This is a genomic window from Paraburkholderia phenoliruptrix (assembly GCF_047325075.1).
In the GTDB taxonomy this organism is placed as follows: Bacteria; Pseudomonadota; Gammaproteobacteria; order Burkholderiales; family Burkholderiaceae; genus Paraburkholderia; species Paraburkholderia phenoliruptrix.
Genome location: NZ_CP168530.1, coordinates 394,110 through 409,125, shown reverse-complemented (window position 1 = coordinate 409,125; position 15,016 = coordinate 394,110). Strand labels below are relative to the sequence as shown.

9 protein-coding genes are annotated in these 15,016 nt (G+C 65.9%); 7 read left to right on the top strand and 2 right to left on the bottom strand.

Annotation, left to right across the window (positions count from 1 at the left end; translation table 11 throughout):
• Nucleotides 1–3: 3 nt before the first annotated feature.
• From ACEN8U_RS01790 to ACEN8U_RS01770, 5 genes are all read left to right on the top strand, one after another.
• Nucleotides 4–1,539, top strand: a complete 1,536-nt coding sequence (locus ACEN8U_RS01790) for a hypothetical protein (RefSeq protein WP_310111299.1) — start codon at nucleotides 4–6, stop codon at nucleotides 1,537–1,539.
• A 425-nt stretch (nucleotides 1,540–1,964) separates the two neighbouring features.
• Nucleotides 1,965–2,123 carry a hypothetical protein gene (locus ACEN8U_RS01785; RefSeq protein ID WP_013342108.1) on the top strand — a complete coding sequence of 53 codons (159 nt, stop codon included), beginning with the start codon at nucleotides 1,965–1,967 and terminating at the stop codon, nucleotides 2,121–2,123.
• A gap of 401 nt (nucleotides 2,124–2,524) precedes the next feature.
• Nucleotides 2,525–2,830 carry a hypothetical protein gene (locus ACEN8U_RS01780; protein WP_310111302.1) on the top strand — a complete coding sequence of 102 codons (306 nt, stop codon included), beginning with the start codon at nucleotides 2,525–2,527 and terminating at the stop codon, nucleotides 2,828–2,830.
• A 152-nt stretch (nucleotides 2,831–2,982) separates the two neighbouring features.
• Nucleotides 2,983–3,906, top strand: a complete 924-nt coding sequence (locus tag ACEN8U_RS01775; protein ID WP_310111304.1) for a 3-hydroxyacyl-CoA dehydrogenase family protein — start codon at nucleotides 2,983–2,985, stop codon at nucleotides 3,904–3,906.
• A gap of 63 nt (nucleotides 3,907–3,969) precedes the next feature.
• Entirely contained in the window at nucleotides 3,970–4,581 is a 612-nt protein-coding gene (locus ACEN8U_RS01770; protein ID WP_035484564.1) for a flavin reductase family protein, read from the top strand.
• Between the two features lie 104 nt (nucleotides 4,582–4,685).
• On the opposite strand, the gene ACEN8U_RS01765 is transcribed toward ACEN8U_RS01770, so the two are convergent.
• Complete coding sequence (locus tag ACEN8U_RS01765; protein WP_310111308.1) at nucleotides 4,686–6,659, bottom strand: Cache 3/Cache 2 fusion domain-containing protein; 1,974 nt, start codon at nucleotides 6,657–6,659, stop codon at nucleotides 4,686–4,688.
• A 172-nt stretch (nucleotides 6,660–6,831) separates the two neighbouring features.
• Nucleotides 6,832–9,165: a heavy metal translocating P-type ATPase gene (locus ACEN8U_RS01760; RefSeq protein WP_310111311.1), complete on the bottom strand. Its 2,334-nt coding sequence runs from the start codon at nucleotides 9,163–9,165 to the stop codon at nucleotides 6,832–6,834.
• A gap of 277 nt (nucleotides 9,166–9,442) precedes the next feature.
• Here ACEN8U_RS01760 and ACEN8U_RS01755 point away from each other — a divergent pair, with 277 nt between their 5' ends.
• Together ACEN8U_RS01755 and ACEN8U_RS01750 are read left to right on the top strand one after the other, a co-directional pair.
• Nucleotides 9,443–10,867: a DUF1254 domain-containing protein gene (locus tag ACEN8U_RS01755; protein ID WP_310111314.1), complete on the top strand. Its 1,425-nt coding sequence runs from the start codon at nucleotides 9,443–9,445 to the stop codon at nucleotides 10,865–10,867.
• A gap of 247 nt (nucleotides 10,868–11,114) precedes the next feature.
• Nucleotides 11,115–14,975 (top strand): DUF748 domain-containing protein, encoded by a 3,861-nt coding sequence (locus ACEN8U_RS01750; RefSeq protein ID WP_310111316.1) that lies wholly within the window; start codon nucleotides 11,115–11,117, stop codon nucleotides 14,973–14,975.
• The last annotated feature ends 41 nt before the right edge of the window (nucleotides 14,976–15,016 follow it).

The following is a 15,016-nucleotide window of genomic DNA, read 5'->3' as shown; positions in this document are numbered from 1 at the left end:
TCTATGGCAGATTCCGCAGTATCCAAGCAGTCCCGGCCTGGGCGCGCCGCTTCGAAAAAGCGTCGCGAGGCCACCGTCTCTACCGAAACCGAAAAAAAGCTGGCGCGCGCGGCGCGCTCGGCACAACGTCTCGCGCAACTGAGCGACGTCTCACGCGACGACAGTACACTCGACCTGTTCCCTGACGATCCCACCCGCGCCACGCTGGAAGCGATGAATATCGATATCCGCCAAGGCACGCTGCACGGTTTCGAATTGCCCGATGTCGTGCTCGCGGCGGTGGGCGCGCTGGATGCGAGCGCGGAAGGCGCATCCCCGGACGGGAGAGCTGCGCGCCGCGCGCCGCGCGCCGCCACGGCCGAGGAGCCAGGCGCCACGCCCGCGCAACTGGGCGGATTGTTGGAGATGGAGCCGCCGGCGGTCGCCGGAGCGGATGCGTCACAGGCGTCGCTGATTGCCCATTCAGCTGCCGACGACAAAGCACCGGCTTCGCCGCTCACGCCCGCCATGGCGGCCGCGACGGTGGCGCGCAGCGTGACCGCACTGCGTCAGGCGGCGGAGCGGAGCACCGCGAGTGCGGATTCGGCGGCAACTGGTATGTCCGGCGCCGATGGCAAGCGGTCGCAAGCGTTGGCTTTTAGCGAGGCAGAAGAATCGGCGACGGCGAGCCGCGCGGATGCGCCGGAGGCATCGGCGGGGGACGCGCGCAGCGCATTGGCCGCGCCCGGCGCTGAGCCCACGTTGCCGGGCGGGGCGGCTTCATCCGCACCGGCGGATGCACGCGCTGGCCGGAAGGGGGCACCGGCAAACCTGCGCGGATCGGAAGAAGTCGCGCGACCGCCCACGGGCGCAGCGGCGGCTCAGATGCCGACGTCTGAGACGGTGGACGGGGCGGGGCGAGGGGTGAGTGCATCGGCGGGCGAAATCCCGGCCTTGACGGCTGACGCGGCAGTGCCGCCGGCACGGCTATCCGCGAGCGCCTCAGCTGGTCAAACGTCGCCATCCGCGACGGCGAGCGCAGCAGGACAAGTTGTGAAGCCGTCCGCGAGTGCCGCGGCGGCCGAGACGTTGTCGTCCACCATGGCGCCCACAGCGCCGGAACTCGACCGCGCGCGTGCGACGGCCTTCGCGGATACCGTCGACGCGCTGTACGGCGTCATCGCCGACCAGCGTCGCGCGGCCAGCGACCATTCGCGCCGCATGAAATGGATGCTGTCGATCGTGGTCGGCGCCCTGCTGATGACGGTCGCCATCGGCATCACGCAAACGCTGCTGCTCATGCGCCTCACGCGTGAGACCACAGCGCAGCAGCATCGTATGCAAGACATGATGCAAAACCAGCAGGCCGCGATGGCCAGTCTGCTCGACACCCAAATGGCGGTGGCCAATACCGCCGCGGCCAGGGCCGCCGCGCCGGAGAGCGCTCCGGCCCCAACCAACCCGCAGCAAGCGGCTGCGGCGCCGGCATCTGCGAACGGCAAGCGCGCCGTCCGGGCGCAGCACAGTCATAAGCCGAAGACGGCCAACGCGCGCCAATAGTCCGTTGGCAAAAACGCGTCGGTAAAACCTGCTCCCGCCGGCGCGACGCGGGCGCCACTCGCTGCCGGCCTGATCGCGTCGGTCAACAGCGCGCCGCTGGCGGCCACGGACCCTTCGGCGCAAGGCGCTGCCGCCGCCGCTCCGTTAATCCGCGCAAGAGGGCGCCGGCAAAGCGGCGCGGTTCCGGCCGCCAATCCCATCGACGACGCTCCAATCCACCTGCGCGATTGCCCAGGTCTCGCGATGTGCCCGAAGGCGCAAAAACAGGGACGTTGTCATGTTGCAACGCAATATCGCCGCCCATGGCTGTGCGACGAGACGTCACGCAGTTAATGTTGCATTGCACTAGCTTTTGCCTAGGGAAAACCCTATAATGCTTCTTAAGGGAAAACCCTAGCAATTGCAGCAACCAACCGGGAGTCGCCATGAGCTTCATCTTTGCATTGTTCCAAAAGGTCAGCGACCTCTTTGCGTCGCCCCACTTGCCGCTGGACACGGACTACTCGTACGCAGCGCGTGCGCGCGAAGCCGAGCGTCAGCGCAAGGCGCAAGCTACGCTTTTCGGCATCAAGCTGACGGACTAATAACACGCCGTTCCACCCGCTCGCGACCGTCGCGGCGGGCGCGAGCTTCGGTGCGCGCATGTCATTCGAGCCACTGCACGTCAAAGCGCGCAGTGGCTTTTGTTCGTCTGGCGCTTGTCGGCAATATTTCGCCGCCGAAATGGATGTAACAACGGCTGACATCGTCTCCTCGGGCCACATCCGCGTTTCATCCCGCAACCCTTGACGCACGGGCGTTTCACGCACGGAGGGGGCCGTGTCATCTGTCCCTTTGAGTGAAATCTGCGCTTACAAGTACTCACGTCTTCATGCTGCCCGCGTCGCTAAAGTGGGTTTCAAGCGCACGGCGCCGTGCGCGAGCTGACGGTTTCCGGCTCAGCAACGCGGCGCCGGCTCGATTCGAACATTGACGGGAGAGCACCATGAAAACGTTCAACAAGACATCGCGAACTATCATTGCGGCGCTGCTGGCCGGCGGCGCCATGCTGGCGGCGGGCGGCGCGTCCGCACAGGAGCGCATCGTCGTCGACCACGGCCCGGGGCCGGTGGTGTACGGCGAGCCGCATAGAGTGCCGGTGGGCGTGTCGATCAACATCGGCTGGCATGGCGATCGTTATTACGACGGCCACCGCTACTGGGATCATGACGAATGGATGCGCCATCATCCGCATGACTACGACCCGCGTCACCATGGCCGCGACGAGCATCGTCCGCCGCCGCGCTACTGATCGGCGCATTGACTCCCGCGCCGCTTTACGCGGCGCGAATCCAGCAGAGCCGGCTTTTCCGCCAGGAAGGCCGGCTTTGTTGCGTTCGGCATAGCGCTTGCGCACGCTGCGCTATGCTTTGACGCTTTCATGATGTCAGCGAGGGAAACGGCGTGAGCAAGGCAGCGAAGGCAGTGATAGGCGTGGTGGGCACCGGGCTGATGGGCGTCGGCATTGCGACGCAAAGCGCGCTGCATGGATACCGGACGGTAGTCCATGACGTCGACCCGGCGCGCCTCGCGAGCGTCGCGCCGAAAGCGGAAGCGGTGCTGGACGAATTGATCGACGCCGGCCGGATCCACCCCGAGGCGAAGCAGGCGGCGCTCGCGCGCATCGAGACGCACACTGAACTGGACGTGATGCGCTCGGCGGATTTCGTCATCGAAGCGATTCCCGAGGTGCTGGAGCTGAAACATCGCCTGTACGAAGAGCTGACGGCGCTGCTCGCGGACCACGCCATTCTCGCCAGCAACACAAGCGGCTTTCCGCCGGATCAGCTGGTGGCGCCGCTGCGTGCGAAGGAGCGCTTCGTCATCGCGCATTTCTGGAATCCGCCTCACATGATTCCGCTTGTGGAAGTGGTGCCAGGCAGCGCGACCGCGCCCGACGTCACGGCAAAGACCGCGGATTTGACGAGCGCGATCGGCATGGAGCCCGTGGTTCTGGCGAAGGCGATTCCCGGATTTGTCGGCAACCGTCTGCAATTTGCGGTATTGCGCGAGGCGTTGAACATCGTGCGCTCCGGCGCGGCGACGCCGGAAGTGGTCGACCGAGTCATGAAGGCGTCGCTCGGGCGCCGCTGGGGAATCGTCGGTCCGCTCGAAGCGGCGGACATGGGCGGGCTCGACACCTTCCTCGATATTTCGACGCACCTCATGCCGGAGCTCGCAAAAGACGAAGACGCGCTCGATCTGCTGCGCGAGCAGGTCGACGCGGGGCGTGTCGGTCTGCGAAGCGGCGCGGGATTCTATGAGTGGGACGAGGCGCATCTCGCGCAGGTGAGGGAGGGGCGCAAGCGGGTGATTGGGCGGAGATAGCCCCCAACGCCCCGCAAGACTCTGCGGTATAACTACCCGTCACCCACTCCACGCCTCATCGCAATGCCCCATTACTTCTACGACCCGCTCGCCGGCCACGGCCTGCCGCACGATCCGTTCAAAGCGATCGTCGCTCCGCGTCTGATCGGTTGGATCTCCTCGCGCGACACGGAAGGCACATTGAACCTCGCGCCTTACAGCTTCTTCGGCGCGTTCGCGAGCTTTCCGCCCATCATCGGCTTTTGCAGCGAGGGGCGCAAAGACAGCGTCTCCAACATCGAAGCCACCGGCGAGTTCGTCTGGAATCTGGCGACGAAGCCCCTTGCCGAGCAGATGAACCGCTCGTCAGCGCCGGTTGCGCCGCATGTCGATGAATTCGCGCTCGCGGGACTCACCCCGGCGCCGGGGCGCAACGTGCAGGTGCCGCACGTCGCCGAAGCGCCGGCCGCGCTCGAATGCAAACTGCTGCAGGTGGTGCGGCTGCATGATCTGAACGGCAAGCCAATGGACAACTATCTGTCGCTCGGACAGGTCGTCGGCGTGCATATCAACGAGGCTTACCTGAAAGACGGCCTGTTCGACACTCACGCCGCGCAGCCGATCATGCGCGCCGGTTATCGCGCGGATTACGCGGAAATCGGCGATATGTTCCAGATGTTCCGCCCGACAGCCTAAGGGTCGGCGCCGCTGCAGAGACAGGACGCGGCGAGGCGGCTAAATCATGCGCCGGTCGCGCCAGCAAAAGTGCACGGCAGAGCCACAGCAGAACCACGCGCCCCTTAACCCCGCCCGCTCTCCAGCTTGAACACGCTGACCACTTGCGCAAGACGCGCGGCGTGGTCGCGCAGTTCGGCGGCCGCCTGTTCCGCTTCGCCGACGATCGTCGCGTTTTGCTGCGTCGCTTCGCCGATTTGCGTGACGGCGAGATTGACCTGCTCGATGCCGCCCGACTGCTCGCGCGACGCGACGCTGATCTCGCCCATGATCGCGCGCACCTGGCCGACCTGCTGGACGATGCCCTGCATGGTCGTGCTGGCCTGCTCGGCGATCTGGAAGCCGCTTTGCACCGTCGCCGTGGATTCGGCGATGAGCCCTTCAATCTCCTTGACGGAAGCCGCGCTGCGCTGCGCGAGCGCGCGCACTTCCGAGGCGACCACCGCGAAGCCCTTGCCGTGTTCGCCGGCGCGGGCCGCCTCGACCGCCGCGTTGAGCGCAAGAATGTTGGTCTGGAACGCAATGCCCTCGATCACGCTCGTGATCTCCGCGATCTTCTGCGACGAGCGGCTGATGTCGCCCATCGTCGACACCACGCGTTCCACCGCGCGGCCGCCTTCGAGCGCCGCGTCGGCCGCGCGCGTGACGAGCGTGTTTGCCTGCGACGCGTGATCGGCGTTCTGCTGCACCGTCGACGTGATCTGCTCCATGCTCGCCGCGGTTTCTTCCAGGCTGCTTGCCTGCGTCGCAATGCGCGAGGCGATGTTGCCGCTGCCGGTCGCGATCTTTTCCGTGCCCTCCGACATATCCGTCGACGCGCTGCGCACCTGCGACACAATGCGCGCCAGACCTTCGCCGATGCCGTCGATCGAGCGCATCAGGCGGCCGATCTCGTCGTCGCGCCGGCTCGCGCTTTGGGCGACGCGCACGCTAAGGTCGCCCGAGGCGAAGCGCTCGGAGGCCTTGACCGCCTCGTCGAGCGGCCGGCTGACGAGGCGCCGCACCGCAAACAGGAACACGGCCGCGAACACGCCGACCAGCACGAAGCCCGCGATCAGGAAGTGATTGCGGGTCGCGTTGACCTCGGCCATCACTTCGTCGCGCGGCGCGACGCCTGCCACGAGCCATTGCCATTCCGGCACCGTGATAAACGACACGAACTTGTCGCGCGCGCCTTGTTCGCCGAGCGTGGCGTCGGCGGAACGGTACTCGAGCCGGCCTTCCTTCATGTCGAGCATGCGCTGATACGGCGCGTTCGCGTTGTCCGCGGCCTGGCCGGCGGCGGCCGGATGCACGATCAGCTTGCCGCGATCCGCGCCTTTCGACGCGTTCATCACAAAGTAATAGCCGCTCTCGCCGATCTTCAGCTTACGGATGCCGTCTTCGACCTGCTGGATTTCCGGGTCGACGTTCACGCCCACGAAGAGCGCGCCGATCACCCGGCCGCTCGCATCCGTCACCGGACGGTATTGCGTGATCCAGCGTTTGCCGAAAAGCGCCGCCAGTCCCGTGTAAGTCTTGTTGGCGATGAGGAGCGCATAGGCCGGCCCGTTGCGGTCGAGCAGCGTGCCGATTGCGCGCGAGCCGTCCTGTTTTTTCAGCGAAGTCGTGACGCGCACGAAGTCGTCGCCGGTGCGCGCGAAAATCGTCGCCACGGCGCCGCTGCGTTCGAGAAACTGGTCGGGAATATTGAAATCCATGTTCAGTACCTTGTCGCCGGCTTTGAACACGGGCGTGGCGACCCCGTTCACGTCGATTTTCTGCGTTTCGTCGAGCGTGTAGGTGGTCGGCAGAAAGCTCGCGAACAGCGACGTCGAGCGGTCGACTTCGGCGGACAGCGCCTTGTCGAACAACGTGATCATGGCGGCGATGGAGCGGTCTTTTTCGGCGATGCGCTCGAATACCTGGTCGCTGACCTGCTTGCCGGCGCTGCGTGTCAGCGCCCACGTGAAGGAGGCGAAAATCAACGCCACCAGCACGCATGAAAGTACGGCGAGCCGCGCGCCGACGCTGGCACGGCGCAAAGAGAGAAATTCCATGGGCGTGTGCGGAGTAAGAGGGACGAGCGATGCCGGACGGGCGCACAGGCACCCGCCGGCATCGTGTCTTGTTTACGGCCGCAGCCACGCTTCCTTTAGAAAATTGGAAGCGTTTCGTAATCACGACGCGTCCGCGGAGCGCGCCTTTGCACCTGCGCAGTGCGCCCGGCGCTTACGGCTTCGCCTTCCAGGTACGCAGCAACAGCGCGTTGGTGACCACGCTGACGCTGGAGAACGCCATGGCGGCGCCGGCCAGCATCGGATTGAGCAAGCCGAATGCGGCAAGCGGAATGCCGATCAGGTTGTAGACGAAAGCCCAGAACAGGTTCTGCTGGATCTTGCGCCAGGTCCTGCGCGAGATGTCGATGGCGTCGGCCACGAGCGCCGGATCGCCGCGCATCAGCGTGATGCCGGCTGCGTGCATCGCGACGTCGGTGCCGGTCGCCATGGCAATGCCGATGTCGGCGGCGGCGAGCGCGGGCGCGTCGTTGATGCCGTCGCCGGCCATCGCGACAATGCCCGCGCTGCGGATTTTCAGATCGCGGATCACGCGAGCCTTGTCGTCCGGCAGCACCTGCGCATGAAATTCGTCGATGCCGAGCGCGCGCGCGACGCTCGCCGCGCTGCCCCGGTTGTCGCCGGTGACGAGCACGCTTGTCACACCCATCGCCGCGAGGTGCGCGACCGCCGCGCGCGCGGTCGGTTTGACCGTGTCGCCGAACGCCATCAATGCCAGAGCGACGGGCGTCGACGAGTCACGCTGCATGAGCCAGGAGACGGTGTTGCCCGCCGCCTCGAGTTCGCGCGCGCGCGCCGCGATGTCCGGCGACAGGTCGATGCCGAGTTCCTCCAGCCAGCGCGTGCTGCCGAGCGCCAGCGTGCGCCCGCCGACCTCCGCTTCGACGCCGCGGCCGGCCACGGCACGCGCGGCGCTTGCCGTCAGAGCCTGGGGCGCGGTCGAGCCGTGGACAGCGGCCGCACCCGCGGCTGCGCCCGCTTCATAGGCCTTCACGACAGCCCGCGCGAGCGGATGGTCGCTCTGCCGCTGCACGGCGGCCGCGAACGCGAGCGCTTCGTCGCGGCTCATTTCGCCGACCGGCTCGAACGCCGTGACGGAAGGCTGACCGATTGTCAGCGTGCCGGTTTTGTCGAACGCCACCGTATTCACGCTATGCGCGGTTTCGAGCGCCTCGGCGTCCTTGATCAGCACGCCGTGCCGCGCCGCCACGCCGGTCCCGGCCATGATCGCCGCCGGCGTCGCCAGACCGAGCGCGCACGGGCAGGCAATCACCAGCACGGCGACCGCGTTGAGGATCGCGGTTTCGCCGCCGGCGCCCGCCAGCAGCCAGCCGATCAGCGTGAGCGCGGCGATCGCCAGAATGGCCGGCACGAAAATCTCGCTGACGCGGTCGACGAGCCGCTGGATCGGCGCTTTCTCGGCCTGCGCGCTTTCCACGAGGCGAATGATCCGCGCAAGTGTCGTTTCCGCGCCGATGGCGGTGGTGGTCACGGCAATCGCGCCCTCGCCGTTGATGGAGCCGGCGGTCACGGCGTCGCCCGTCTGCCTGGCCACGGGCAGGCTTTCGCCGGTAATCAGCGATTCGTCGATGTGACTGCGGCCTTCCAGCACCGCGCCGTCCACGGGAACGCGTTCGCCGGGCCGCACGATCACGACCGTGCCGACCTTGACCTCGGCGAGCGGCACTTCCCGCTCGCCGGCACCCACGCGGATGCGCGCGCGGTCGGGGCGCAGCGCCTGGAGGGCGCGGATCGCATCGGTCGTTTGACGCTTCGCGCGCGCCTCGAGCCATTTGCCGAAGCGCACGAGCGTGATGACGACCGCCGACGCTTCGAAGTACAGGTGTATCGCGTCGTCCGGATGGATCGCCAGTTGATACACGCTGATGCCATAGGCCGCCGAGGTGCCGAGCGCCACCAGCAGGTCCATGTTGCCCGCGCCGGCCCGCACGGCGCGATAAGCCGCCCGATAGAAGCGCGCGCCGAACACGAACTGCACGACGGAGGCGAGCGCGAATTGCAGCCACGCCGGCAGCATTGCGTGCATGCCGAACCATTCGGCCGCCATTGGCACGATGAGCGGCAGCGTCAGCAGCGCGCAGACCAGCACGGCCGCGAGGTCGCGGCGGGTTTCGGTGCGCTTGCGATCGGCGCTTGTGGGAGCGGTGGCCGCCGACGCGCCGGCCGCGCCGGCATCGCTCAGTTCCGGCGCGGCGTCAGGCGGTGCGACGGGCGCGGCTTCGTAGCCGGCTTTCTTGACGGCGGCGATCAGCGCGTCGACGCTGGTTGCCGCGTCGGTCAGATTGACGCTCGCGGTTTCCGTCGCGAGATTGACGGACGCCGCCGACACGCCCGGCACCTTCGCCAGCGCCTTTTCGACGCGCATTGCGCACGAGGCGCAGGTCATTCCGCCGATTTCAAGCTCGGCGGTGTGGCTCGGAGGGCCGCCGTCGGACCGCGCGGCAGGAGCAGTGGCAAGTTCAGTCATGATGTTCGAGGTTCGTGGCGGCATGGGGCCGCATGATGAAGCCCAGTATCGACCTTCCCATGATGGGAAGGTCAAGAACCTGCTCGCGACGCGCCGGGCTTTGCGGCAACACGCTATTCGCGCCTTTGCGCTTGCCTGGCGGGCGCGGATACGATACAACGCGATGTTGTCGTCGAAGCGACGCGGACTGGCTGCGCAGGGTTTGGGAGACCGCGCGAGCACTGGTGCGCTCTCGCCGGCGCCTTTCTTTGGACCGCACGTTCCGCCCCCTGAACGAATGATAAAAAATCGTCGAGCAACGTTTACGAATTACTGGACCTGCGCATCGCTCGCAGGCCTCGCATTGTTGGCCGGTTGCGCGTCGACGCCGTCCACCTCGCAAAAATCCACCGGCTGGATCAAGGACGAAGTCGCCGATTCCTATGTTTTCGGCTATCCGCTTGTGCTGATGGGCGTCGCGCGCGACGCGGCGGTCGGCACCGAGCCCGGCCAGGCGCCGCTCAACACGCTGCGCCATGCGCAGGCGCTGCCGCCCATCGGCGCGTCCAATCCGATGCAGCCGAGCCTCGACACGCTAGACTCCACTGGCTGGCTCGACGTCGGCAGCGAACCGGTGATTGTCGCGTTGCCCGACTCGCGCGGCCGCTATGTCGACGCGCGCGTGCTCGATATGTGGACCAACGTGGTCTGGTCGACGGCGGACCAGTTCGCGACGCGCGCCAACGGCATCAAGGCGCAGGCCATCGCGTTCGTCGGACCGGGCTGGCAGGGCAACCTGCCGAAGAACGTCAAGCGCGTCGACGTGCCGACCCGCAACGCATGGGTGAGCGTGCGCATCCAGTCAAACGGCACGCGCGATCTCACGGCGGTTCGCAAGTTGCAGCGCGCGATTCGCGTCGCACCGCTTTCCGTCTATACCGGCGACACGCGCTCGGCGTCGGTTGTGCCGCCGCGCAGTAGCGCCGATCTGGCGGGCGGCGCGGTTGGCGCCTCGGGCACGCCTGCCGCGCAGGTCGTCGCGCTCGACGCGAACGGTTTCTTCAATCGGCTCGCGCAGGCGCTGACCGACAATCCGCCGGAACCCGCCGATCCACACGCGCTGAAGATCCTGTCGGATCTCGGCGTGACGCCCGGCGAACCGGTGAAGCTGCCGAGCGCATCGGACGCGATCGCGGCGGGTCTCGCCGATGGTCACGAGCGCGTCGTCACGCCGCCGTCGAATCTGCTGACCGGCAATGGCTGGAGCTGGTTCGGCGACGGCGTCGGCAACTACGGTCCCGACTACGCGCTGCGCGCTTACGCCGCGTATGCCCAACCGGGCATCGGCACCAAAGACGACGAAGTTCGCGCGGTCGTCACTCAGGACAGCGACGGCCACGCGCTCAACGGCGCGAACCGGTACGTGATTCACTTCGCGCCGAATCAGTTGCCGCCGGTGCGCGGCTTCTGGTCGATCACCGCTTACACGAAAGACGGCGCGCTCGGTGAAAGTGCGCCGGCGCGCATGGCGGTGGGCGATCGTAACGGCGCGCGCCGCAATCGCGACGGATCCCTCGATGTCACCGTGTCGTCGACGCGCAGCCGAAGCGGCAACTGGCTGCCCGCGCCGCGCGCCGACCTGCAACTGGTGCTGCGTTTGTATGCGCCGAAGCCGCAAGCCACCGACGGCAGCTGGCAACCGCCGGCCGTCGTGCGTCAGTAAACGCTGGCGCTGCGCGAGTCATCCGCCCGGCATTGCGATGGCCTCGGAACACTCCGCACGATTCGACGCCCCACATCACGCGTCCGTCACGACGTTGCAGTAAGCGACGGACGCGTGTCTCGACAGCGTGGGCAATTGTGTAAGCACGGCTTACATTTGTATCCCACGAAAGATTCACGACTTATACTGCCGCTTGCGGGATTTTCGTGTCGCGGCGGGCTTGCCGCCGCATTACCCAACACCGAGCATGGCAAGCATCAATAAAGCATCACTCGCGTCTTCCATGCAGACCATGCGCCAGGTCGCGCAGTCGCGCCGCACACGTCGCGTTGTCACGGGTCTGCTGATCTTCATCGTATTGTTCGGTCTGCTGGGCTTTTTTGCGGCGCCGCCCCTGATTCGCCACATTGCCGAACAACAGCTCAGCCAACAACTCGATCGGCCCGCCACCATTGCGCGCATCGCGCTTAATCCCTACACGCTGAAACTCGAAGCGGATCGGGTGCATATCGGCGAGCGCGGCGGCGCGGGCAGTTTCGTGGATATTGAACGGCTCATCGTGCAGCCGTCGTGGAGTTCGCTGTTTCGCGCGGCGCCGATTATCGACGAAATCCAGCTTGATTCGCCGCGCTTTCATATTGTTCGCTACGACGCGCAGCGCTTTAATTTCACCGACCTGATCGAGAAGTTTTCGAAGCAACCCAGCACGCCGGACAGCAAGCCGACGCTTTTTTCGGTGTCGAACATTCGTCTGGAAAACGGCCAGATTACTTTCGACGACAAGCTGCTCGGCGCGACGCATGTGATCGATCAATGGAAGCTCGGCATTCCGTTTATCGCGACCTTGCCGTCGAAAACCGATATTTTCGTCGAGCCGTTGCTGCGTGCGCGGATCGACGGCAGTCCGCTCGCCATCGACGGCAAGACCAAGCCGTTTGCCGCTTCGCGCGAGTCGGAAGTGTCGTTGCGCTTCGAAGGGCTCGACGTGCCGCGTCTCATCTCATACGTGCCGACCCGGCTGCCCGTGATCGTGCAGGGGGGCAAGCTCTCCACGGATCTGAAGCTCAACTTTGTGATGTCGAACGACGCGCCCACGCTGCGCGTTGCGGGCACGGTGGATCTGAACGACGTGGATGTGCAGGACGACAAAAGGGCGCCGTTCTTCGCGGCGCGCGCGGTGCACGTCGCGGCGCACACGCTCGAGCCGCTGAAGAGTCTCTACCATTTCGACGACATTCGTATCGACGCGCCCAGCGCGAACCTCGCGCGCGACAGAAGCGGCGTGCTGAGCGTCGAGCGGATGTTCGCGCCGGCGCCGGCTGCCGGCAAGCCGGCAGCGGCGAATGCGGCAAGCTCGTCTACGTCTACGTCTACGTCTGCTTCGGCCCCTGCTGCCGCGTCTGCGGCATCGGCTTCGCAGGCTGCGCATGAAAGCGCACAACAATCCGCACCGCCGCTCGACCTGTCGATCAAGCGCTTCGTGCTCAACGACGGCACCGTGAATGTGCGCGACGAAGCAGCGTCGCGTCCCGTCGACGCCGGCATGGAAAAGCTCGCCGTCACGCTCACCGATTTGTCGACGCTTGCCACGGCTCCCGCGCATTACACGTTCAACACCGACTTCAAGCACAACGGCGGCTCGCTCGGCGCCGCCGGTGCGCTGAGTCTCGCCGCGAAAACCGCAAGCGCGAAGCTCGATCTCAAGTCGCTCAATCTGCCGCTGCTGCAGCCGTATCTGGACGCCGCCACTGCCGCGCAAATCACCGACGGCGCGCTTTCCGCGACGGCGAATATCGGCGCGAACTGGTCGAAGTCGCCGGCCGCGGTGATGATCGCGGATTCGCAGCTCGATCTGCACTCGCTGAAGCTGGCGCCGCGCGGCGCAAAGCAGCCGGTCATCTCGCTCGCGCAAGGCAGCGTGAAGGTCAATCAGGCGGACCTGAACGCGCGTACCGCCGATGTGGCGAGCGTCGACACGACAGGCCTCGCTGTCGACGTGGAGCGGCTCAAAGACGGCAGCATCAATCTGACCTCGCTTGCCGGTCCGCACGATGCCGAGCCGCAGCGCACCGCGATGCATGCCGCGAAGAAGGCACAAGCCGAAGGCCCGGCATGGCACTACAAGATCGGCGAGTTGAACGTGAAAGACGGCACGGCGAATTTCACGGACAACACGACGGCGCAGCCGGTCAAGCTCGGCATTGCACCGCTGCAACTGAAAGTGCAGCAGATCAGCGACGATCTGAGCCGCCCGCTGCCCGTCGAATTGCAAGCCACACTGAACAGGAAGGGCACCCTTGATCTGAAGGGCGACGTCACGGCCACGCCGCTCAAGGTGGCCGTCAAGGTGAACGCGAACCGGCTCGACGCGGCCGCGTTCGAGCCGTACTTCGGCAGCAAGCTGAATGCGACGATCGCGAGCGCACTGCTGAACGGCAGCGGCGACCTTGCAGTGAGCGAGGCGAAGTCGCTGAAGGCGAGCTATCGCGGCGACGTTGCGCTCGTGGACGTGCGCATGCTCGACAAGGCCACCTCCGACCCGTTCGCCGGGTGGCGCTCGCTCGCGCTGTCCGGACTCAAAGCGGATTACGACGAGCGCGGCACCGCCGTGGACGCCGAGCGCGTCACCTTCACGAAGTTCTATGGACGCGTGCTGCTGAATGCGCAAGGCAAGCTCAATCTGAATGACGTGGTCGCCCATGAAAGCGGGGCGGCGCAGTCGCTCACGCGCGACAAGAACGCCAAAGCGGGCGCGGAGCCCGTGCCGCTGACGCCGTCCACGGCCTCGGCCGTCGTTGCGGGCTCGGCACCTGTGGTGGCCTCGGCTTCCGCGCCGGCGCCGGCGTCGTCCGCTGCGGCCGCCGCCACTGCCACTGCCGCGCCGGCCACCGTGACCGCGGCCACGCCGCCGCAAAGCCCGGTCAAGCTGCATTTCGGCCAACTGGTGCTGCAGCAAGGCCGCGTGACTTACACCGACAACTTCATCAAGCCGAACTTCACCGCGAACCTGGTCGGCATTCAGGGCACCGTGGGGGCGTTCGGGACGCAGTCCACCACGTCCGCGCCCGTCGACATTGCGGCGAAGCTGGCGGCCAATGGCCCGTTGTCGATTCGCGGCACCGTCAATCCGCTGATCGCCAAGCCGGCGCTCGACCTGACCGCGAGCGCGCATGACATCGAACTGACGAACCTCACGCCGTATTCCGCGAAATATGCAGGCTATCCGATCACCAAGGGCAAGCTGAACGTCGATCTTCACTACAAGCTCGAAAACGATCAGCTGAACGCGGATAACCATTTGTTCATCGATCAACTGACGTTCGGCGATCACGTCGAAAACGACACGGCGACCAAGCTGCCCGTGCGGCTCGCCATTTCGCTCCTGAAAAATTCGCGCGGCGAAATCGACGTCAATCTGCCGGTGTCCGGCTCGTTGTCGAATCCGGAGTTCAGCATTGGCGGCCTCATCTGGCACGCAGTGCTCAATCTGCTGCAAAAAGCGGTGACCGCGCCGTTCTCGCTGATCGCTAACGCGTTCGGTGGCAGCGGCGAGGAGTTGGGTTACGTCGAATTCGAACCGGGTTCGGCGCAACTGACGGACGCCGACAGCAACAAGCTCGACACCATCGTGAAGGCGCTGAGCGCGAAGCCGTCCATCAGAATGGATCTGATCGGCCGCGTCGATCCCAAGCTTGACGACCCCGCGCTGCGCTCGCTTTACGTGGACCGCCTCGTCAAGCAGCAGAAGATCAGGGACGTGGTCGGAAACGGCCAGAGCGTGGATCTCTCGAGCATCACCGTGGACCCGAAGGAATACGACAAGTATCTGACCAAGGCCTACAAGGCCGCCGACTTCAAGAAGCCGCGCAATTTTGTGGGCCTGACCAAAAGCTTGCCCGACGACGAAATGAAGAGCGCGCTCGCCGCGAACGCGCCTATCGACGAAGCCAGCTTGCGGCAACTTGCGCAGCAGCGGGCGCAGAGCGTGCAGCAATACCTGGAAGGCAAGATCGACAGCAGCCGGGTCTTTATCGTCGCGCCGAAGCTCGACGCGGACGGCATCAAGGATAAAGGCGCGACCACCCGCGTCGATTTCGGGCTGAAGTGAGCCATGGCACGGCGCGGCGGTTGCTGGCCGCAGCCGTGCGC